General features: G+C 56.4%; 16 protein-coding genes. 8 read left to right on the top strand and 8 right to left on the bottom strand.

Features of this window, described 5'->3' with window-relative positions; translation table 11 throughout:
* Positions 1 to 4 precede the first annotated feature (4 nt).
* Entirely contained in the window at positions 5 to 1,627 is a 1,623-nt protein-coding gene (locus KWG64_RS04385) for an ABC transporter substrate-binding protein (RefSeq protein WP_218521046.1), read from the bottom strand.
* A gap of 310 nt (positions 1,628 to 1,937) precedes the next feature.
* Here KWG64_RS04385 and KWG64_RS04380 point away from each other — a divergent pair, with 310 nt between their 5' ends.
* Positions 1,938 to 3,230: an NtaA/DmoA family FMN-dependent monooxygenase gene (locus KWG64_RS04380; protein WP_218521045.1), complete on the top strand. Its 1,293-nt coding sequence runs from the start codon at positions 1,938 to 1,940 to the stop codon at positions 3,228 to 3,230.
* A 797-nt stretch (positions 3,231 to 4,027) separates the two neighbouring features.
* Here KWG64_RS04380 and KWG64_RS04375 read toward each other — a convergent pair.
* The 3 genes from KWG64_RS04375 to KWG64_RS04365 form a co-directional block, all read right to left on the bottom strand.
* A complete protein-coding gene (locus KWG64_RS04375; protein WP_218521044.1) occupies positions 4,028 to 5,368 on the bottom strand; it encodes an LLM class flavin-dependent oxidoreductase in 1,341 nt (446 codons plus the stop codon).
* A gap of 68 nt (positions 5,369 to 5,436) precedes the next feature.
* Entirely contained in the window at positions 5,437 to 5,997 is a 561-nt protein-coding gene (locus tag KWG64_RS04370; RefSeq protein ID WP_195815841.1) for a GNAT family N-acetyltransferase, read from the bottom strand.
* 10 nt (positions 5,998 to 6,007) lie between these two features.
* Complete coding sequence (locus KWG64_RS04365) at positions 6,008 to 7,006, bottom strand: LLM class flavin-dependent oxidoreductase (RefSeq protein WP_218521043.1); 999 nt, start codon at positions 7,004 to 7,006, stop codon at positions 6,008 to 6,010.
* 952 nt (positions 7,007 to 7,958) lie between these two features.
* On the opposite strand from KWG64_RS04365, the gene KWG64_RS04360 reads away from it, so the two are divergent.
* The 3 genes from KWG64_RS04360 to KWG64_RS04350 are packed head-to-tail and all read left to right on the top strand — an operon-like array spanning position 7,959 to position 10,544.
* A complete protein-coding gene (locus tag KWG64_RS04360) occupies positions 7,959 to 8,855 on the top strand; it encodes an ABC transporter substrate-binding protein (protein ID WP_218521042.1) in 897 nt (298 codons plus the stop codon).
* Positions 8,852 to 9,790, top strand: coding sequence for an amino acid ABC transporter permease (locus KWG64_RS04355; RefSeq protein WP_228389045.1), 939 nt, complete (start codon positions 8,852 to 8,854; stop codon positions 9,788 to 9,790). Before KWG64_RS04360 ends, KWG64_RS04355 begins: the two co-directional genes overlap by 4 nt.
* Positions 9,783 to 10,544: an amino acid ABC transporter ATP-binding protein gene (locus KWG64_RS04350; RefSeq protein WP_218521041.1), complete on the top strand. Its 762-nt coding sequence runs from the start codon at positions 9,783 to 9,785 to the stop codon at positions 10,542 to 10,544. Before KWG64_RS04355 ends, KWG64_RS04350 begins: the two co-directional genes overlap by 8 nt.
* Here the strand turns inward: KWG64_RS04350 and KWG64_RS04345 are convergent.
* The 4 genes from KWG64_RS04345 to purB are packed head-to-tail and all read right to left on the bottom strand — an operon-like array spanning position 10,531 to position 14,963.
* The gene (locus KWG64_RS04345) at positions 10,531 to 11,868 is read right to left on the bottom strand and encodes an MmgE/PrpD family protein (RefSeq protein ID WP_218521040.1); all 1,338 of its coding nucleotides are present in this window, start codon (positions 11,866 to 11,868) and stop codon (positions 10,531 to 10,533) included. The two genes, KWG64_RS04350 and KWG64_RS04345, sit on opposite strands and share 14 nt — an antisense overlap.
* A gap of 14 nt (positions 11,869 to 11,882) precedes the next feature.
* The gene (locus KWG64_RS04340; RefSeq protein WP_218521039.1) at positions 11,883 to 13,046 is read right to left on the bottom strand and encodes an amidohydrolase; all 1,164 of its coding nucleotides are present in this window, start codon (positions 13,044 to 13,046) and stop codon (positions 11,883 to 11,885) included.
* 10 nt (positions 13,047 to 13,056) lie between these two features.
* Positions 13,057 to 13,584 carry a GNAT family N-acetyltransferase gene (locus tag KWG64_RS04335; protein ID WP_218521038.1) on the bottom strand — a complete coding sequence of 176 codons (528 nt, stop codon included), beginning with the start codon at positions 13,582 to 13,584 and terminating at the stop codon, positions 13,057 to 13,059.
* A complete protein-coding gene (gene purB / locus KWG64_RS04330) occupies positions 13,581 to 14,963 on the bottom strand; it encodes an adenylosuccinate lyase (RefSeq protein WP_218521037.1) in 1,383 nt (460 codons plus the stop codon). Before purB ends, KWG64_RS04335 begins: the two co-directional genes overlap by 4 nt.
* 346 nt (positions 14,964 to 15,309) lie before the next feature.
* On the opposite strand from purB, the gene KWG64_RS04325 reads away from it, so the two are divergent.
* The 4 genes from KWG64_RS04325 to KWG64_RS04310 all read left to right on the top strand — a co-directional run bounded on the left by KWG64_RS04325 (position 15,310) and on the right by KWG64_RS04310 (position 20,873).
* Positions 15,310 to 16,389, top strand: coding sequence for an iron-containing alcohol dehydrogenase family protein (locus tag KWG64_RS04325; RefSeq protein ID WP_218521036.1), 1,080 nt, complete (start codon positions 15,310 to 15,312; stop codon positions 16,387 to 16,389).
* A 9-nt stretch (positions 16,390 to 16,398) separates the two neighbouring features.
* The gene (locus KWG64_RS04320; RefSeq protein ID WP_218521035.1) at positions 16,399 to 17,703 is read left to right on the top strand and encodes an LLM class flavin-dependent oxidoreductase; all 1,305 of its coding nucleotides are present in this window, start codon (positions 16,399 to 16,401) and stop codon (positions 17,701 to 17,703) included.
* Positions 17,704 to 17,718: 15 nt separating this feature from the next.
* Entirely contained in the window at positions 17,719 to 18,930 is a 1,212-nt protein-coding gene (locus tag KWG64_RS04315) for an aminotransferase class I/II-fold pyridoxal phosphate-dependent enzyme (RefSeq protein WP_218521034.1), read from the top strand.
* A gap of 839 nt (positions 18,931 to 19,769) precedes the next feature.
* Complete coding sequence (locus KWG64_RS04310; protein ID WP_218521033.1) at positions 19,770 to 20,873, top strand: ABC transporter ATP-binding protein; 1,104 nt, start codon at positions 19,770 to 19,772, stop codon at positions 20,871 to 20,873.
* Positions 20,874 to 20,921: the final 48 nt, after the last annotated feature.

The raw sequence follows: 20,921 nt of genomic DNA, 5'->3' as shown, positions 1-20,921 counted from the left end.
CTGATTAATGCTTGCTCAGCCAGACGTCGTAGGCGTTTTCCGGCATCTGTTTGAACGGCCTGAAACCGACGCCGTGAACGTAAGACGCCGCAGCAATCTGGTCTTCCGGCTCGTAAAGCGGGATCGCCAGCGCCTGCTGCAACACGGCAAAGTTTTGCAACTGGCCGTAGAAGGTTTTGCGTTCTGCGTTATCCAGCGTTTGCGACGCCCCTTTCAGCAGCGGAATAATTTCCGGTGCATCGGTGCGGCTGTAGTTGATCGCGCCACCGGCGTTGACCGGCAGGTAATGGTTCTCGATATCGATGCCGTCGGTGTCGGTGTTGGAGTTGGCAATTGAGCCAAACTGACCGGTTTTTCTGACTTCGGTATAGGTTCCGGAATCGACGTAACGGATTTTCAGATCCACGCCCAGCCGTTGCCGTGCCTGTGCCTGCAAGGCCTGCAACAGGACATCACGCTGATCGCGCACGGTGGCCTGTGCCTGAATAATTTCGATGCTCAGCGGCTTGCCGTCTTTGGTGCGGATGCCGTCAGCGCCTTTGGTTTTCCAGCCTGCTTCGTCCAGAAGCTGGTTCGCAAGCTTTGGATTATTGCCGTATTTTCCGGTCAGGCTGGCGTCATACAGCGGGTCAACCGGCGACGTAATGCCCCAGACGCGCGTGCGTTCGCCGCGAAAAATCGATTGCAGAATCGGAGAAATATCAAGCCCCTGTAAAATCGCCTGCCGCACTTTCACTTCCTGCGTCGGGCCATATTTCACATTCAGGAACAGCGAATACGGTGTGCCGGTGTTCAGCGCGTGCTGATAGCTGAAATCCGCGTTGTCCTTGAATTCACCCGCATCGTTGCCGGACACGCCTTCAATCACATCCACCTGACCGGAAAGCAGCGCGCCGGTGCGCACGGAAGATTCCGGCAGGAAACGGTACGTGACGCTTTCGAGATACGCCGGGCCCTGATGTTTCGCATTCGCCGACGCCCAGTGATAATCCGGGTTGCGCACATATTCAATCTGCTGGCCTTTCTCATAACGCTTGAGAATGAACGGGCCGGTGCCTGCGATATCTGTGCCACCGGCTTTCAGCTGCGGCGATGTCCACGACGACGGCGAGATCAGTTTCAGGCCGGAAGCAAACGAGAGGAACGGGCTGTAAACCTGCTTCAGCGTGAGGGTAACCGTGTGCTCGTCCGGTGTGGCGATGGTATCGATCCGCCCGGCCAGTGCACAAATACTCGAACCCGCGCAATACGCCGGATCCTGCGCATGACGGAAGTTTTCTGCCACGGCGGCGGACGTCAGTTTTTCCCCGTTAGAAAACTTCACGTCATCGCGCAGGATAAAGGTGTAAGTTTTGCCGTCACCGGAAACGTGATAACCGGTCGCCAGCCATGGGATATACGCGCCGTCCGGCGTGCGCGCCAGCAGTGATTCATAGGCAACGCGCAGGATAAGCTCGGCTTTAGATTGCCCGTTTAACTGCGGATTCAGCGTATTGGGCTCGGTTTCGACGCCCCACGTCAGGCTTCCGCCTTGCTGAGGTTGTGCAGCGGCATACAGCGACTGCCCGGAAGAAAGCACCAGAAGTGTTAAAGCAGAAAGAGAACGCACACCAGCAAAAGATTTCATACATTTCCCGTCAGGTCATTAATCATGAATTATTTGAATAAGCGCATAAATAATAAGGATGCCGCGCTGTTAACCGGCGGCTGAAAGGAATTATTAAGGGCAGGTTACTAAGTTGTAAAATCACAATATTTGCTTATCAGCGAAAATAAATGACTTAGCGGAAAATTATTTTTTTGATCAGTCAGGGAATAATCAGAAAAACCCGGCTTATCCATATTCAGGGTTATGAAATGCTTTTTTCTTCGTGGCTTAATCACCTCTGTTCTCTATTTTTAACGCAGGTTTATCTTTCCCGTTAAAGGAGATCCGTTTGACCAGTTCATCCCGCAGACGTTTAAAAACCCTGGCCGGAGCAGGGAGCGCGATCTACGCCTCTGATGATCCGCGCCCGGATACCGGTATTTCCCGCGCTGTAGCGCTGGCCAAAAAAGCGGAGAAAGAGAAATTCACCGCGCTGTTTACCGCCGATTTATTGCAGGCGGATCCCGACGGGCTTTCCGGTTCAACCGGCAGCCAGGATCCGATTGTCACACTCGCCGCGCTCAGCCAGGTGACGTCACAAATCGGGCTAATCGCCACCGTTTCAACCACCTATCAGCATCCGTACAATCTGGCGCGACTGATTGGCACGCTCGATCACGTCAGCGGTGGCCGCGCGGGCTGGAACGCCGTGACGTCCTCGGTGGGTGAGGAAAACTTCGGTGACATACAGCTTCCCGCGCCGGAAGTGCGTTACGCCCGCGCGACGGAATTTATTCAGGTCATCAATGCTTTATTTGACGCCAATCAGCCGGACGCGGTGACGCGCAGTAAAAACGGTTCGGTGAAAATTGATCCGCGTAAACTGCACCCGATTAATCATCACGGGGATTTTTTCCGCGTGCAGGGTCCGCTGAACGTACCGCCGCCGCCACAGCGCAGGCCGGTACAATTTCAGGCCGGGCAATCCGAAGAAGGTCTGAAACTCGGTGCGAAATACGCCGAAGTGATCTACACCTCGCAGCCGACGCTGGAAGATGCCAAAGCCTTTGTTGAGCGCGTGCATCATCACGCCGATGCGTCTGGCCGCCGCGAAAACCGGCCACTGATCATGAACTCGTTCCATTCTATCATCGGCGAAAGCCCGTCAGACGTGGCGCGCCGTCTGTTCGAAAAGCACGAGCGGATTGATTATCAGCAGGGGCGGCTCAAGGTTGCGGACATGCTGGGTGGTGAAATAGACCTGCGCGATTCCCCGCTGGATCAGCCGATCCCGCTGCGGTTACTGCCGGACGTCGAACAGGTCAACCGCCGTCGCGGGCGTGCGGAAATCTTCAAACGTTTCGCCTTACAGGGGCTGACGCTGCGTGAACTGATCATCCAGGCACAGGAAACCGGCCACTGGTTTGTCGCCGGAACGCCGGAATCGCTGGCGGACGCCATAGAAGAGCGCTACCGCGCGGGTGTGCTGGATGTGATTTCATTGCATGGACTGGGGCAGGCGGATCAGGAGGATTTACTTCTGAACGGGTTATTGCCGGAGTTGCGGAAACGGGAGTTAATCGACCGTGATTACGACTGGGGGGATTTTCGGGCAAATCTTGGTTTGCCGGAGCCGCTTTAAAACGGTTTTTCACTTGCAGTGAGGGTTGGATCTAGATCGAGAAGATTTCGGTTTTTCAATAACTGTGATCACTTAACTTACTGCGCCGAAACCGACCAAAGAGGGCTATGACGAGCCCTCTTTGGAATCTCCGCGTCTTTTTTACTGCGCGCTCCGCTCGCTGGCTATGTTCCAGCAACTCCGGCTAGTGCCGCAAACGCCGCCGCTGCGCGGTTCTCTCGCCTCGGGTTCGAACCTGCTCGAAAACAGACTCTCGCCGTTTCTCACTCCTCACTCGCCGTCGTTTTGAAAGCGGCCAGAGGCTATATAATTCGGAAGTTAGATGCAGGCTGATTGTTGGTTTTCTCCTTCCCCTCTCACGAGGGGAAGGCCGGGATGGGGTGTTGGTTTTAGCGACTCAGTGACCTGCTAAACCCCCTCCCAACCTCCCCCTTCGCAGGGGGAGGAGCAAACGAACCGTTTGCAAATGTTTGCACATTCAGAAAGCCTCCAGCCGCTTTCAGAAAGCTTGCCGAACGAAGTGTTTCGAGACCTGTGGCTCGAAACCGAGAAAGGGAACCGCGCAGCGGCAAGTTTTCGCGGCAATAGCTGCGGCACCTGAAACATATCCAGCGAGCGATAGCGCGTGTTGAAAAAGCGGGGAGAGATCCAAGAGAGGGAAAGCACTTCCCTCTCTTGGGCGGTTTCGGCGCAGTGAGTTAAGCGATCACTGAAAGTGAGAAACCGAAACTTTCTCGATCTAGATCCAGCCCTCACTGCAAGTGAAAAACCACCTTTTGCTGCGGTCTCAGCAAAATTTAAACCGTCAGTGCATCGGAATGCACAACCTCAGCGAACTGATTCTCCGGCTCCCGTAACCCCAGATTCCCGCGAAGCGTCCCTTCTTCGTACTCGGTACGATACAACCCGCGTGCCTGTAAAATTGGAATGACGGAGTCAATAAAGTCATCAAACGCCGTCGGCGTGCCACCCCGAACGATAAATCCGTCCGTTGCCCCTGACGTAAACCAGTGCTCCAGCCCGTCGGCGACGTGTTCGGCGGTGCCGAAAAATGTCGGGCGCGGCGTGGCGGCTTCCAGCGCGGCTTGCCGTAATGTCAGCCCGTGCTCTTTAGCATTCCGTTTGATTTCATCGGTCGTGCTGCGGAAGCTGTTCTGGCCTAAATCGCCGATGTCCGGGAACGGCGCATCCGGGTCGTATTGCGCGAAATCGTGATGCTCAAAGTAACGGCCCAGATAATCGAGCGCGCTTTCCAGCGTTACCAGTTGCGCGGTTTCCTGGTATTTACGTTCGGCATCCGTGACGGTGTCACCGATAATCACGCTGATGCCCTGGAAGACGCGGATGTCGTCAGCATTACGCCCATTTTCGACCAGCTGACGGCGGACGTCTTCGCGGAATTCGCGTGCCAGTTCCGGCGTTTCCTGGCGGGTATAAATCGCGTCGGCGGCTTCTGCTGCAAAGGCTTTTCCCTGCTCGGAAGCACCAGCCTGGAAGACGACCGGACGCCCCTGCGGAGAACGGCCGACGTTCAGCGGGCCCTGTACCGAGAAATATTTGCCGTGGTGATTAAGCGTATGCAGTTTGTCCGGCGCAAAGAACTGGCCGGTGGCTTTGTTGCGTACAAACGCGTCTTTTTCCCAGGAATCCCATAAGCCTTTGACCACGCTGACGTATTCGCTGGCAATGCGGTAACGCTCATCGTGTTCCGGGTGTTTGTCGCGTGAGAAGTTTTTGGCAGAACCTTCCAGCGGAGAAGTCACAACGTTCCAGCCTGCGCGGCCGCCGCTGAGATGATCGAGGCTGGCAAACTGGCGCGCGACGGTGAACGGCTCGCTGTACGAGGTGGAAAGCGTGGCGACCAGCCCGATTTTTTCTGTCACCAGTGACAGCGCGGAAAGCAGCGTAATCGGTTCAAAACGGTTAAGAAAATGCGGGATCGATTTCTCAGTAATAAACAAACCATCGGCCACAAATAAAAAATCAAATTTTGCCTGTTCGGCTCTTTGCGCTAATTGCTGGCAGAACTGAATATTAATACTGGCGTCGGCAATGGCATCCGGGTGTCGCCATGCGGACATATTTCCCGACGCGCCCTGAATAATAGCGCCAAGACGTATCTTTTGTTTTTGAGTCATTTTCTTTCCCTTTAATGGACGGCTCTCAGAAATAAAGCATTCGTGAATTAAATAGCGCTGAAGCGCGGTCAAACCAGCGTGCGTAATTCCGCGATGGAGCGCACCAGCGGGGCCTGTTCCTGCGCGTCGAAAGCCTGCTGAATCAGCACTTTTCGCAGATAAACCAGCTCGACGCCCAGCGGGTTAGTCGCGGTATGAAACGGCTCGTAACCCCGGCGCTGATACAAATCCGTCAGCCACGGGTGTTTGATGGCGGTCGCCAGATATACGGCGGGGGATTTCAGCGTGTCGCGCAAAAACGTCTCTTCGACATAACGGATAATCTCGCCGCCAAAACCTTGCCCTTTGGCGTGTTCCGCCACGGCAAACCAGTGAACGAAAGGCCAGGGCGCGAGATGATTTTTCGCCGGTGTCCACAGAAAACGGGTCGTCAGCGTGGCCGTCAGTTCGCCGTCTTTTTCCAGCACATAAGTGGTTTCATTGCGGATCACATCCCGCACATCCTCCACGCTGGCGCGGGTGATGGTGAAATGGATGCCGTGTTCGAGCAGCGGTTCATAGGCTTTTTGCAGCAGCGAATGCAGCGCTGCGGCTTCAGATTCCTGGGCAAGGCGGATCAGATGACTCATGTTCGGTTCCTTATGCCAGCGCCACGCTGGACGCGGCTAACAGTTCGAGTGAGCGCAGGCGCGCCTTTGGCTGAGCGACCGGTGTGTCGATGATGAATTCTTCCACGCCATAGCGGGCCTGCAACGCTTCCAGCTGGCGGTGAACGTCCTCGCCGGTGCCGTGCAGCACGTCCGACTGGCGTTCTTCAATCTGATGCGACGCCGCGCCAGATTGCCGGATATACGTTTCTGCCTGTTCGAGACTGCCGACGTTTACGCTCTGGCCGTCGCTGCCGGTCACACGGTAACGCTGGGTGTTATCCACCAGCCGTGCGGCCTGAGCGGTGGTGTCGGCCACAATCACCGGCACGGCGAGCAGTGCGCGTCTGCCGTTGCTGTCGTAGGAATAAGCGGAAAGGGCGCTGGAAATATCGCGTTCGTCGGCATTAAGGTGCGCGGCAAAAACAAATTCCCAGCCGAGACTGGCCGCCAGCCGGGCGCTTTGTTCGCTCGCCCCAAGCAGAAAGCGCGATGCCGACTGCGGCGGTTGTGGCGTGGCCGAAAGGGAATCCACGCCACGCCCGCGAACCGGCACAGAAAGCCAGTCATCGAGCTGACGCAGCTGATCCGCAAACTCGCCTTTACGCGCCGGATCGACAGCGTATTGCAGCGCGTGGGTAGAAAGCGGCAATCCGCCCGGCGCTTTGCCGATACCGATATCAACACGACCGGGCGCGAGAGACGCCAGCTGATTAAAATTCTCGGCGACCTTATACGGGCTGTAATGTTGCAGCATCACGCCCCCCGAGCCGACCCGCAGTTTTTGCGTATGCGCGAGGATCCAGGCGATGACAATTTCCGGCGAGGAGATCGCGAGTTTGTCGGTGTTGTGATGTTCCGCCAGCCAGAACCGGTGATAGCCCCAGCGCTCCGCCAGCTTCGCCAGTTCCAGCGTCCGGCGCAGCGCCCCGGCGGCATCCTCATGTTCATCCAGCGGACTTTTTTCCAGCAAACTTATGCGGTATCCCATCGTTTTCCCTTTTAATCGCAACACATCATTAACAACGATTATTAAAGTCAGGGGGAAGGGATGTAAAAGAACAATAGTAGCTATGGAGTTGCGGAAATCGGGAAACCCTGTGGGGGGGCTGCCTGGGCGGGGGGGGGACGTCAAGTTCAAGGTCAAGGTCGTGGGCGTCGGCCCACACCGACCAGAGACCCGGTAACGCGCGGGCCTCTGGACTCCGCGCTTTTCAACTACGCGCTATCGCTCGCTGGCACTGTTTCAGCAACTCCGGCTAGTGCCGCAAACGCCGCCGCTGCGCGGTACTTTCGCTTCGGGTTCGAACCTGCTCGAAAACTGACTCTCGCCGTTTCTCACCGCTCACTCAACGTCGTTTTGAAAGCGGCCACTGGCTTTTTAGTTCGCAACCTTGCCGCTGACTGTTATTTAAATAATGCCGTTGAATTCAGATAAGCCTCGAGCCACTCTCAGAAAGCTTGCTGAATTACATAGCTCGTGGCCGCTTTCAGAAAGCTTGCCGAGCGAGAGTTTCGAGACCAATGGCTCGAAACCGAGTAAGGGAACCGCGTAGCGCCAAGATTTCGCGGCAATAGCTGTGGTACCTGAAACATACTTTACAAGCGGCAGCGCGCAGTTAAAAAGCGCGGGTGTCCAGAGGGCGCGCGCGTTAACGCGCCCTTTGGGCCAGTTTGGGCGGCGAGCCCAAGGTTTGAAGTTTTGTCGCTACAACCCAAGGTGTGAATTACCCACGCGCCAGCGTAATAACCATTCCCATATTTGTGAAATCCTTATCTCATTTTCTCATTTGTCACCAAAAGGTATATACCCGCAAAATCAGTTCTATCGGCAGAACAGGTGTTAATTCAGAGATGAAATATAAACAGCAAAAACTCTGCCGTTTTTACCACATTATATTTGTGGTTTTTCACAGGGTTTACTCCAGGAAAAAGGTCCCGTCATGACATTATCCAAGTTATTGCTCCCGCTGCTGATTGCCGGGAATTTATCGACTGCGTGGGCAGCTGAGCAAATTGTTCCTTCCTCTACCACTTTCCATGTATCTGCCGTTGAATCGCTGAAAAGTAAACTGCCAGCTGATATTGCCAAACGCGGATATATTGTCGCGGGCACCAACCCGAATACGCCGCCGACCACGTTTTTCCAGGAAGACAATAAAACCCTCGCGGGCCGTGAAATTGACGTGATGAATGCCGTTGCGGCGCGTCTGGGCGTGGAAGTGCGCTGGCAGGATACCGGCGGTTTCGACAACATTATTCCGGGGCTGAAATCAGGCCGCTATGACGTGGCGCTTTCCAATATCAACGCCACCAAAAAACGCCTCGAGCAGGTCGATTTTGTCAGCTATTACGATGCGTCGCGCCTTGGCGTGATTTCCCGTAAAGACGCCAATATCGCGCCGTTTACGTCTTTTGACGCCGTTTGCGGGCAGGAAATCGGTGCCGGTGCGGGCACGACGCAAATCGGGCGTCTCGAAGCGGCCAGCAAAACCTGTACCGATGCGGGCAAGCAGCCGATCAAAATTTCCGTATTCCCGGACCGTCCGTCGGGCGTGCAGGCCGTGGTCAGTGGTCGCGTGCCGATGTTCTTTGGCCCGTATGAAGGCCTGACGTATCAGGTCAGCCAGGTGAAACCGCTGGCGCTGTCCGGCACCATTCATGTGGATGATGCACCGGTTTCGGTTGCGTTCCCGAAACAATCTGCGCTGGAAGAGGCCGTTCAGGCATCGCTTAACTCGCTGATTAAAGACGGAACTTATCAGAAGATCCTCGATAAATGGTCGATTGGCTTTGGCGCAGTGAAAGAATCCAAACGTAATGAAGAGATTTTCGGATGAGCACTGAAACACACGGTCAGCAGCCGGAAGAACTGCGGATCGTCGGTAAGAAATACATCGGGCGCTGGATAAGCGCCCTGATCGTCGTTCTGGTGCTGGGCGCCGCCGCCCATTCCATGCTCAATAACCCGCGTTTTGAATGGTCAGTGATTGCCGAAAACTTCACCGGCCCGTCGATTTTGCAGGGCGTTTTGATGACGTTGCAGCTGACTGCCATTTCGGTGATTTTCGGCTTTGCCGGTGGCACCGTGCTGGCGCTGATGCGGTTATCGTCCAATCCTGTGCTGGTCGCCGTGAGCTGGGGGTATACCTGGTTTTTCCGCGGCGTGCCGATGCTGGTTCAGCTATTTCTCTGGTACAACATTGCCGCGCTGTATCCGACCATTTCGTTTTCGCTGCCGTGGGTAGGGGAAATCTGGAGTGCGTCGGCCAACTCATTAATCAGCCCGTTCAGCGCCGCCGTGATTGCGCTGGTGATGCACCAGTCGGCGTATGCCGCTGAGATTATCCGTGCGGGGATCCAGAGCGTGGGCACCGGCCAGATTGAAGCCGCGCGTGCCCTCGGTTACCGGCCTGCTTCCATATTCCGTCATACCGTGTTGCCACAAGCGATGCGGGCGATTTTGCCGCCAGCCGGTAATGAAGTGATCGGTCAGCTGAAAACCACTGCGGTGGTGTCGGTGATTTCACTGCAAGACGTACTGTTTTCCGCGCAGATTATTTATCAGCGCACGTATGAAGTGATCCCGTTATTGCTGGTCGCGACGCTGTGGTATCTGGTGCTGACGTCGCTGCTTTCGGTGATTCAGTATTACGTCGAGCGTCATTTCAGCCGCAGCAGTTTGCGCAAGGTGAAGCGTAAATCCAAACCGCGTGACGAGACGCCGCGGGCGGTGAACACCGGCCTGAATGCAGGAGAAACCAGCCATGGGTGAGGCGATTGAATTCCGTAAAGTCACCAAACGTTTTTCAGGAAACACCATTCTCGATGAAATCAGCCTGGATATTCCGGCGGGTTCGGTGACGGTGATTTTAGGGCCATCCGGTTCCGGGAAATCCACGTTGCTGCGCTGTATTAATCATCTGGAAAAACTCGACGGCGGCACCATCCGTATCGGTGGCGAACTGGTCGGCTACCGGCAAAAAGGCAATGCGCTGCATGAACTGAGCAGCGGGAAAATCGCCGCTCAGCGCAGCCGTACCGGTATGGTGTTTCAGCAATTTAATCTGTTCCCGCACCGCACGGTGCTGCAAAACATTACCGATGCGCCGCTGCGCGTGAAGAAACAAAGCCGTCAGCAGGTGCTGACCAAAGCCCGCGCGCTGTTGCAGCAGGTGGGGTTAGCCAGCCGTGAAGATGACTGGCCGCAGCAGCTTTCCGGCGGTCAGCAGCAGCGCGTGGCGATTGCCCGTGCGCTGGCGATGGATCCGGAAGTGATGCTGTTTGATGAGCCGACATCGGCGCTCGATCCCGAACTGGTGGGCGAGGTGTTGCAGGTCATCAAAAAGCTGGCGCATTCGGGGATCACCATGGTGATCGTGACGCACGAAATTGGCTTTGCACGGGAAGTCGCCGATAACGTGATCTTTATGGAAGGCGGAAAAATCGTGGCGTCGGGGCCGGTGAAAACCGTGCTGGATGAAGCGGAGAACATCCGTGTCCGCAATTTCCTGTCTACCGTGTTGTAGAATCTGCTCTGAAAAGTAAATCACACAGCTGCGGCAAACTGTCGCGGCTTTCCAGCCTGCTCAGCGCCACAATATTTGCCCGCTGTGCGTCCGTCATATCCGGCAAACAGGCGCGCAATTTCCCCGGTAAATCGAATGCAATCGCCAGACTTTGCTGACGCGTAAAGCGTTTTTGCCGCGTTTCTCCGTTACGTAAAAATACGGTCACCTGATGAAAACGCGCAGCCGGGTTTAGCTCGTCCGGCGGGGCGCTAAGATCCGGATGACGGGTGACACGGGCGGCCAGCGCGGCGATTTCGGCATCCGGCGGGTTTTCTGAGAAATCCTGTATCAGCAAGGCGTCGCGTAGCAGGCTGGCGGCAATTACGTATTCCAGGCTGAAACGCGCCTCAATACCGTTTGCCGGCACGCGCACCGAGGCCGCAATATCGCCGCCCGGCGGGAATGACACTTCAATCCTCTCCACCGCATTTTTCAGGTCACTGACCAGATTTCCCTGTTGCAGCCAGTCATGGCGGATTGCCCGCGCGGCATCGGCGGCGCTGTGCGTGCCACCACAGGTCGGATAAGGTTTGAATTCCAGCCCCGGTGAGACGATACGCCACGGCGCGCCCCAGCTTTCGGTGAGTTTCTCAGGTTGCTGCTGACCGGCGCAGTAAGCAGTGAAAAAGCTGTCGAGCACGTTTTCTGCCTGACCGTGAAAACCGGCCAGCGTCAGCAGGGTGGCCGTGACCGCAATCTGAGCCGCCAGCCCGGCGTGCAGCGGTTTAACCGCGCTGCCAAACTGCGCGCGTAAACCGCCCGCCTGCGTAGCCGCCGTCCCAAGAATAAGGGCTGTTTCCGGTTCGCTGGCGCCGACCAGCCGCGCACAGGCCGCCGCCGCGGCAATCGTGCCGAGCGTGGCGGTATTGTGGAAGCCCAGTTTGTAATGCTGCGAACCGGCAGCCAGCCCGAGGCGACCGGCGGTTTCTACGCCCGTCACCCACGCATTGAGAAACTGCTCGCCGCTGATGTCGGGGCGACCGGCTGCCAGCGCCAGCAAAGCAGGCAAAATCACCACGCCGGGATGACCGCGAAAATCCGGGTGAAAATCATCGAAATCCAGCGCATGGCCGGCGTAACCGAGCAGTACGGCGCGCGTCTGTGCATCGTCTGCACGGTAAATCTGTTGCAAACTTTTTAGCCCGGAATCGCCGGCTTCACCACGCACAACGGGCAGGGTGACGGCCAGAAAATCGAGCAGCCCTTCGCGGGCATTTTCCCGCGCTTCAGCGGAGGGACTTGCACTGACAATAAGCTTTGCCAGCGATGAAGTCAGTGTCATGTTTTTTTCCTGTTTCAGGCCTGCGGGCTGAGGTGTTCAAGGGCGTTAACGGCCAGCTGCGCGAGATAATGTGCTGTCGGGAAGAGCGCGCGGTCATCGACGCGAAATTCCGGGTGATGCAGCGCGAACGGGCCGCCCGAGCCGATCATCAGGAATGCGCCGGGCAGTTTTTGCTGATAGAAGGCGAAGTCTTCGCCAATCGGGCTGGCTTCCACGCGACGCGCTTCAAAGCCCGAACCGGCGGCCTGCGCCAGTGCAAAATCCACCCATTCAGCGGTATTCACCACCGACGGCGGGCCGGGCTGCCAGTCGAGTTCAATTTGCGTATTAAAGGCAGCGGCGATGCCGTTGAGCACCTGACGGAAACGGCGTTCGATAAGCTCGCGGGTGTCCTGATTAAACGAGCGCACCGTGCCTTCGAGCCAGGCGGAATCGGGGATCACGTTCCACGTACTGCCGCTGTGAACCTGCGTGACGGACACCACCGCGTTGTGATCTGACGGCACGTTGCGCGCAATCAGCGTCTGCAATGCGCCGATGATTTGTCCGGCAATAATAATCGGATCGTTGCCTTCATGCGGACGGGCGGCGTGGCTGCCGGTGCCTGAAATGGTGATGGCAAAACGATCGACGCCCGCGGTGAGTGCGCCGTCTTTGCTGCCGATAATACCGACCGGCAACGTCGGGTCGTTGTGAATACCAAAAATCACGGCAGCGTCGTCGAGCGCGCCGGTTTCAATCAGCGCCGGCGCGCCGTGGCCGGTTTCTTCCGCTGCCTGGAATAAAATGCGCACGGTGCCGGCAAGCGTTTCCTCGCGTTCTTTGAGCAAAATCGCTGCGCCAAGCGCCGCCGAGGTGTGGAAATCATGGCCGCAGGCGTGCATGACGCCGGGGTTTTCCGAGGTGTATTCCACGCCCGATTTTTCTTCGATCGGCAGGGCATCGATATCGGAACGTAACACCACCAGCTTACCGGCTTTCTGGCCGCCAATTTCGGCCACCAGACCGGTTTTCAGCGGCAGATTCAGAACGCGGATCTGATGATTTTCCAGCACGGCTTTAATGCGCGCCGTGGTCCCGAATTCCTGATTGGAAAGCTCAGGATGGCGGTGCATGTTATGGCGAAAATCCTCAATGAATTTCGCCAGCGCCTGATGTTTCTGGCCGGTATTCAACATGTAAAACTCCTTAAGCGGACTGACGCGCCAGCCATCCGGCATGGCGTTCTTCGTCGAGGATCTTTTTCAGATACAGCGTGATATGGCCTTTGCCGAGGTCTCTTTCGAAGACCGGCTGAAAACCCAGTTTGATGTACATTTCGCGCAGCCACGGATGGCTGGTGGCGGTGCCAAGCGAATACGCCGGGGCTTTGAGTTCGCCGATAAGAATGTGGTCTTCCAGCCATTCCAGCAGCCGTTTTCCAAGATTCTGGCCTGTGTATTCCGGGTGCGTGCCGAACCAGCCAATATGCGGCAGGCCCATCGGGCCCGGCAGGGTGCCCCACGGGAAACGCAAAGTGACCGAAGCTGCCATGCGCTGGCCGTCAAACAGGCCAAATACCGCATGTTCATCGAGATGTTTCGTCACCCGCGCCAGATCGGCGGTGGCCGCGTCAAACTGAATGCCGAGGGCTTTAATCGGGGCGTACGCGGCCAGCATCAGCGACAGATATTCGTGCCTGTCGTCTGAACTGAGCCGCCGGAAATGTGGGGTCATATCGCAGGTTTCTCCGGGGATGATAAATGACCGGACTGTTCGGCGAAGCGGATCACGTCATCCACTTTTTGCGGCGCACAGCCGATGTAATTTGCCGGATCCAGCCAGTGGTCCAGATCTTCTTCTGAGATGCTGGCGGCCAGAACCGGGTGTGCTAAAAGCACGGTTTTAAAAGATAGACGGTTCTCGAACGCCTGCATAGCGCACTCGTAAACCAGATGATGCGCCGTCTGTTTGCCGAGTTTTTTACCGGCTTCAAACATAACTTTTTCCGACAGCAGCAGGCCGTCCTGCATCTGCAAATTCGCCAGCATGCGGGCTTTATTGACCGTCAGGCCGGACAAAATAGCGCGGGCATTTTGCAACTGGGCAGAAAGGTAAATCGAGATTTCCGGCAGGGCGATCCACTCCGCGCGCCAGCTCATGGCATCGCGTTCGTGCTCGACGTGCATCGACTGATAAATCAGCGACGCGCTATGTAAAAGCGGGGCGGTCAGGCTGGCTAAGCCTTCAATCGCCGCCGGATTACGTTTATGCGGCATGGTGGTCGAGCCGATTTTCCCCGCGCTGAACGGTTCTTCGACTTCATTAATTTCGGTGCGCATCAGGTTATAAAGTTCGTTGCCTATTTTGCCCAGCGTGCCGCTGATGAGCACTGCCGTGCTGGCGTATTCGGAGAAACGGTCGCGCGCTGCCTGCCAGCCGATATTCGGCGTGTTCAGGTTCAGGCGTGCCAGCGTGCGGCGTTCGACTTCCGGGCCCGCTTCGCCGAGCGCGGCATAGGTGCTGATCGCACCGCTGAGATTGCCGGTCAGCAAACGCGGCGTGATGGCCTGAAGGCGGTCAAGATGGCGGATAAATTCATCCAGCCAGACGGCGACTTTAAAGCCGAACGTGGTCGGCAGCGCCTGCATTCCGTGGGTACGGCCCGCCATCAGGGTGTACTGATGCTCACGCGCCAGATTTTTCAGCACGTCCGCCAGCGCGGTGGCGTCACGCACGATCACTGTCATTGTCTGGGCGAGCTGTAAAACCGTGGCGGTATCGACGATATCCTGCGTAGTCGCGCCGTAATGAATGTATTCTCCGGCCTCGCCGCACTGTTTTTGCAGTGCCGTCAGCACCGGCATCAGGGAATGTTTCATCTGCGCACCGGACGCCGCGATGTCGTCAATGTTCAGCTGGCTGGCGTCGGCCAGTTCCGCAATCGACAGTGCTGCCTGTTGCGGGATCACCCCGAGTTCGCCTTCGGCTAATGCCAGCGCCACTTCGACATTTATTTGCTGCGTCAGACGGTTTTTTTCTGACCAGATTTCCCGCATTTCCGGTGTGCCAAAATTATTGCCAAGTAAAAGAAAATCAATCGGATGTGAGGCCATAATAATCTCTGTTTTTCTGAGGGTTAATTAATGCGTTTCGCAAAAACAATAATAAAGACCGGGATAATACCGTTTCCGACATTTCTGTTTTTGTTCATTAAATTAACCCTTTACAACGCTATCATTTCTTTGATCCAGCACAGGATGCAAGGGGTTTTGATGCTATAGCTAAAATTCATCTATTCTATTGCGAATTAGTGAATAAGGATCCGTAATCAGAACTTTGTTTATTTTTTCAATTCTCGTACGATGTTTATATAACGACTTAATATATCCAATATCCGAATTCCTGTTTATTACGGGCAGGCAGTTTATTCAATTACTGACCAGAGAATAGGGCATCATCGTGTTCGCTATAAAATCACCGCAAACCTATCACCATCAGCCGGGGCTGCGTGCCCGCACCGGCGAACTTCTTGTCGTTCATTCGAATGAAATCGCCATTATCACCAGCCCGAAAGCCTGGCTGGCGGTGAATCCGCAGATGGAAAACAGCCTGCGTGAGGCGGGGATCCGCTGGCAGGTGAATTTCCTGACCACCGAATGCACCGATGCCGCGATCGAAACACATCTCAACGCCGTGCGGGCGCAAAACGCCACGCTGGTGCTGGGTATCGGCGGCGGACGCGTGCTGGACTGCGCGAAAGCCATCGCGAATCTGATTGATGACATTGTGCTGGTGACGCTGCCGACGGTGGCCGCCACCTGCGCCGCCTGGTCGCCGGTCAGCATTATTTACAACGCGCACGGCGGGCACGTCCGCAGCCAGCCGTTATCGCGTATGCCGCTGATGGTGCTGGTGGACAGCGAAGTCATCGCGCAAAACGACGTGCGTTATCTGAAAGCGGGCATCGTGGATGCACTGGCGAAATGGTACGAATTCCGGCCGTATAAACAGAAAAACGACGACAGCCTGGCGCTGAATCTCAAGATTCAGGCGGCAAAACTGGCGGTGGAAACCTTTGAGAAATATGGCGCACAGGCAGTGCTTGATAACGTCCGCCATGAAGTGACCCCGGCGCTGATTAAAGTGATCGACGCCAATATCGCGGCGGCGGGTATGGCCAACAGCATGCGCGATGAAACGCCTGCACCGGGCGTGGCGCACGCAATTCACAACCGTTTTACCCATCAGCCTGAACTGCACGACTGGCTGCACGGCGAGAAAGTCGGTTTCGGTCTGCTGGTGCAGTCGCTGATGGAAAGTGACAACGGCGAACCGGAGCCGGACCTGCTGGCGCTGCTGCGGCAGTACGATGCGCCGCTGGCGCTGCCTGAATTCAACGGTAACCGCGATGAAATCCTTTCATCTATTGCCCGTGAAGTGAAGTTCTCCGCCGAAAACGCGGCGCGCCTGCCGTTTTCCATGGCCGCTGAACACATCGAAAAAGCCCTGCGGGCGACAGAAAATCAACATTATTCTTAGGAACATTTCATGATTTCTTCTTCAGAAAACACCAGAAAGCTGCGCCTCGGCCTGTTTGTTCAACCGCTTGGGCATCACGTCAGCGGCTGGCGCTTAACCGAAAAGCTCGGTTCGCCAACGGACGTTGAATGGCTGACGTGGATCGCCAAAAAAGCCGAAGAAGGCAAGTTCGATATGTTCTTCATCGGTGACGCGCTGGCGACCAGCGTTTACCGCCTGCCTTCTACCATGGCGCGCCTCGAGCCGCTGACGTTGCTGGCGGCGCTGGCAGTGCAGACCCGTCACATCGGGCTGGCGGCGACCGCATCGACCACATTTACCGATCCGTTTAATCTGGCGCGCAGCTTTTCGTCGCTGGATCACATCAGTCATGGCCGGGCGGCGTGGAACGTGGTGACGTCGTTTTCCACCGACGTGGCACGCAATTTCAGTCGTGAAGATATGCCGATGCACGCCGAGCGTTACGCCGTGGCGCACGAGTTTCTCGATGTGGCGTTTAAGCTGTGGGAAGGCTGGCAGGAAGGCGCGGTTGAGCCGGATAAAGACAGCGGCCAGTATTTTGTGAATGAAAAAATTCAGCCGGTTAATCATCGCGGGAAATATTTCCAGGTGCAGGGGCCGCTGAATATCACCCGTTCACCGCAGGGACGTCCGGTGATTATCGAGGCGGGTTCTTCCGCTGACGGCCAGAAGCTGGCGGCCGCCACCGCTGAAGTGGTGTTTACCGCCGCCGCGACGCTGGAAGAAGCGCAGGTGTTTTACCGTTCGCAGAAACAGCAGGTGAAAGAAGCAGGGCGTAATCCGGATCACGTGCTGATCCTGCCGGGCGTGATGCCGATCGTGGGGCGCACGCGGGAAGAAGCGCGTGAAACCTGGCGTGAACTCAATTCACTGGTGGATATCGATAACGGCATTCGTCAGCTTTCGACCCGCTTTAATATGGATCTCAGCCCGTTCCCGCTCGACGGCCCGGTGCCGGATGTGCCTGCCGGTGAAGGCAATCAGAGCCGTGTGAAACTGCTGACGGATCTGGCCTACCGCGAAAATCTGACCCTGCGTGAACTGGCTGCGATTGCTGCCGGTTCACGCGGGCATCGCGTGCTGGTGGGAACCGCTGAAGACATCGCCGATGATTTCCAGCACTGGCTGGAGCAGGGCGGTGCGGACGGTTTCAATATTATGCCCGCCATCATGCCGGAGCAGCTTTCGCTGTTTGTCGAGCTGGTGATCCCGGAATTACGCCGTCGCGGGTTGTTCCGCGAAGAGTATGAATTCAGCACTTTGCGCGAAAACCTGGGTTTGCCCGCGCTCTGATATAAGGATAACGGTATGACGATTTCGTTGTCACAGCGCGTGCAACGCGTTTCGCTTTCGGCCAACGCGGCGGCAAAGCAGCGCACTAATGATCTGAAAAAGGCCGGTGTCGATATTCTGGATCTCACCACCGGTGAACCGGATTTCGATACGCCGGAGCACATCAAGCAGGCGGCGTATGAGGCGATTGCACGCGGCGAGACCAAATACACGCCAACGCCCGGAATAAGGGCGCTGCGTGAGGCAGTACAGCGAAAATTGCAGCAAGAAAACCGCCTGGAATTTGGCATCGACAATCTGATGATTGCCAACGGCGCGAAGCAGGTCATTTTCAACGCGTTTGCGGCGACGTTAAATGACGGCGATGAAGTGATTGTGCCGGTGCCGTACTGGCCGACGTTCCCGGACAGCGTGCGTTTTAACGGCGGCACGCCAGTGTTTGTGGAATGCCATCTGGAGCAGGGTTATAAGCTTTCACCGGCGCAACTGGCGGCCAGCATTACGCCGCGCACGCGCTGGCTGGTGCTTAACCATCCGGGGAATCCGAGCGGTGCGGTGTATTCAGCGCAAGAATTACAGGCGCTGGCGGATGTACTGCGCGCGCATCCGCAGGTGCTGGTGATGCTCGACGATTTGTATGAACACATTCTGTTTGATGGCCGCGAACACCGTAATTTGCTGAACGTGGCAGGCGATTTTCAGGCGCGCAGTTTGCTGGTCGGCGGCGTCTCTAAAACCTACGCCATGACCGGCTGGCGAATCGGTTTCGGGGCCGGGCCAAAAGAACTGATCACCGCGATGACCGTGGTGCAGTCGCAAATCAGCTCCGGAGCCAGTTCAGTCAGCCAGGCCGCGGCGCTGGCGGCGTACACCGGCGGGCTGGATTTCCTCGCACCCCAGGTGGCGGCCTATCAGCAGCGGCGCGATGACATCACGGGCATCCTTTCCGGCGTTGACGGGCTGGAACTTTTACAGCCACAGGGCGGTTTCTTCGTCTTTTGCCGCTGTGCGGGGCTGATCGGGCGTTACCGTCCGGGCGGCGCGAAAATCGAAAACGAAGCCGATGTGATGGATTATCTGCTGGAAAACGGCGTCTCCGGCGTGGGCGGCAGTGCGTACGGCTTGTCGCCATACTTCCGGCTGTCGATTGCCACAGACAACGCCACGGTGATTGAGGCCGGGCGGCGTATTGCGGCGGCGTGCGGACGGTTAAGCCCGGTGTTTTAGACCGGGAAACCTGTGGGGTGGCCGCCCGTGCGGGGGGGGGCGTCAAGTTTAAATTCAAGTTCAAGCTCAAGGTCGTGGGCGTCGGCCCACACCGACCAGAGACCCGGTAACGCGCGGGCCTCTGGACTCCGCGCTTTTCAACTGCGCGCTGCCGCTCGCTGGCACTGTTTCAGCAACTCCGGCTAGTGCCGCAAACGCCGCCGCTGCGCGGTTCTTTCGCTTCGGGTTCGAACCTGCTCGAAAACAGACTCTCGCCGTTTCTCACCGCTCACTCAACGTCGTTTTGAAAGCGGCCACTGGCTTTTTAGTTCGCAACCTTGCCGCTGACTGTTTTTTAAAAATGAGTAACTGTTTTTATCAGAAGTTAAGCAAGAAAACGGAATGCCGTTGAATTTAGATAAGCCTCTGGCCGCTTTCAGAAAGCTTGCCGAGCGAGAGTTTCGAGACCAATGGCTCGAAACCGAGTAAGGGAACCGCGTAGCGGCAAGATTTCGCGGCAATAGCTGTGGCTGCTGAAACAGTGCCAGCCAGCGATAGCGCGCAGTAAAAAAGACGTGGAGATTCCAAAGAGGCCCCGTCCTGGGCCTCTTTGGTCGGTTTCGGCGCTGTGAGTTAAGCGATCACAGTTATTGAGAAACCGAAATTTTCTCGATCAAGCCATCAATGCAATTGAGAAACCGAAACTTTCTCGTTCTGAGAATTCAGCCCCTCACTGCAAGTGAGAAACCGAAACTTCCTCGATCCCGCCATCACTGCAAGTGAAAAAAACCAAATTTCATAAAAGCGTCACTTAACCCCGCTAGGTTATGCCCATCACCGGTCAGAGACGGGCAACAAACATGAGTTATTTATCACTCCATCACATACACAAAACCTGGGGCAATAAAGTTGCGCTCAATGACATCAGCTTCGATGTGGAAGAGGGCGAGTTTATTGCACTGCTGGGCCCTTCCGGCTGCGGAAAATCCACCATGTTGCGCACGATTGCCGGGCTGGAATCGGCTGACAGCGGAGCGATTTATTTCCAGCAATCCGACGTCACCGCGCTGACGCCGTCACAACGTAAGTTGTCGATGGTATTTCAGTCCTATGCGTTATTTCCACACATGAGCGTGCGGGAAAACCTGCTGTTCGGGCTGCGGGCGCGTGGCGAAGATAAGCGGCAATTTGCTTCGCGGCTGGCGGATGTCAGCCGGCTGATGGAGCTGGAACCGCTGCTGGACAGGTTGCCTGCGCAGCTTTCCGGCGGTCAGCAACAGCGCGTGGCGCTCGGACGTGCGGTGATCGCCAATAACCGGCTGTGCCTGATGGATGAGCCGCTGTCCAATCTCGACGCCAAACTGCGCCAGAGCATGCGCCGCGAAATCCGGGCGATTCAGAAAAAACTCGGCCTGACGATGGTGTACGTCACCCACGATCAGACCGAAGCGATGAGCATGGCGGACAAAATCATTCTGCTTAACGACGGGCGCATCGAACAGCACGACACGCCGGACAATCTCTACAACAACCCGGAAAGCATTTTTGCGGCGCAATTTATCGGTGCGCCGCCGATGAATATCCTGCCGCTGACGCGTCGCGGTGAACATCATTATCTCGCCGCTATGCCGGTTCCGGTGGTGGAAATGCCGGGTGATGCCTCGCTCAGCCTCGGGCTTCGCGCCGAAGATATTCAGCTGACCGATGCCACGCAGGCCGGGCTGACGGCGCAGGTGATCAGCCACGAATATATGGGTGCCGATACGCTGGTGGTGTGTTCCATCGCCGGTGCCGCAGAGCCGCTGACCGTAAAAGTGGCCGGTATGAAGCGTTTTGACGAAGGCCAGCCGGTCGGGTTGCAATGGCTGACCAGCGCACAATATTTTTTCTTCACGACGGGCGGAAAACGCTGTTATGACGCGGAGGAATTTTGTTTGCCCTCCGGCCAGAGAGTCGCCGTCTGACGGCCATTTATCGTCGTGAATTCATTTTTCTACACTTACAACAACACT

It is taken from the genome of Rahnella sp. PD12R (genome assembly GCF_019200965.1).
In the GTDB taxonomy this organism is placed as follows: Bacteria; Pseudomonadota; Gammaproteobacteria; order Enterobacterales; family Enterobacteriaceae; genus Rahnella; species Rahnella laticis.
This window is presented reverse-complemented; position numbering and strand designations above follow the sequence as displayed.

What these genes read in the sequence shown, in the direction of transcription:
- KWG64_RS04360 (WP_218521042.1), top strand. Translation starts at nt 7,959, where the DNA reads ATGACATTATCCAAGTTATTGCTCCCGCTGCTGATTGCCGGGAATTTA.
- purB (WP_218521037.1), bottom strand. Translation starts at nt 14,963, where the DNA reads ATGGCCTCACATCCGATTGATTTTCTTTTACTTGGCAATAATTTTGGC.
- KWG64_RS04320 (WP_218521035.1), top strand. Translation starts at nt 16,399, where the DNA reads ATGATTTCTTCTTCAGAAAACACCAGAAAGCTGCGCCTCGGCCTGTTT.
- KWG64_RS04340 (WP_218521039.1), bottom strand. Translation starts at nt 13,046, where the DNA reads ATGTTGAATACCGGCCAGAAACATCAGGCGCTGGCGAAATTCATTGAG.
- KWG64_RS04350 (WP_218521041.1), top strand. Translation starts at nt 9,783, where the DNA reads ATGGGTGAGGCGATTGAATTCCGTAAAGTCACCAAACGTTTTTCAGGA.
- KWG64_RS04385 (WP_218521046.1), bottom strand. Translation starts at nt 1,627, where the DNA reads ATGAAATCTTTTGCTGGTGTGCGTTCTCTTTCTGCTTTAACACTTCTG.
- KWG64_RS04315 (WP_218521034.1), top strand. Translation starts at nt 17,719, where the DNA reads ATGACGATTTCGTTGTCACAGCGCGTGCAACGCGTTTCGCTTTCGGCC.
- KWG64_RS04335 (WP_218521038.1), bottom strand. Translation starts at nt 13,584, where the DNA reads ATGACCCCACATTTCCGGCGGCTCAGTTCAGACGACAGGCACGAATAT.
- KWG64_RS04310 (WP_218521033.1), top strand. Translation starts at nt 19,770, where the DNA reads ATGAGTTATTTATCACTCCATCACATACACAAAACCTGGGGCAATAAA.
- KWG64_RS04365 (WP_218521043.1), bottom strand. Translation starts at nt 7,006, where the DNA reads ATGGGATACCGCATAAGTTTGCTGGAAAAAAGTCCGCTGGATGAACAT.
- KWG64_RS04375 (WP_218521044.1), bottom strand. Translation starts at nt 5,368, where the DNA reads ATGACTCAAAAACAAAAGATACGTCTTGGCGCTATTATTCAGGGCGCG.
- KWG64_RS04345 (WP_218521040.1), bottom strand. Translation starts at nt 11,868, where the DNA reads ATGACACTGACTTCATCGCTGGCAAAGCTTATTGTCAGTGCAAGTCCC.
- KWG64_RS04370 (WP_195815841.1), bottom strand. Translation starts at nt 5,997, where the DNA reads ATGAGTCATCTGATCCGCCTTGCCCAGGAATCTGAAGCCGCAGCGCTG.
- KWG64_RS04355 (WP_228389045.1), top strand. Translation starts at nt 8,852, where the DNA reads ATGAGCACTGAAACACACGGTCAGCAGCCGGAAGAACTGCGGATCGTC.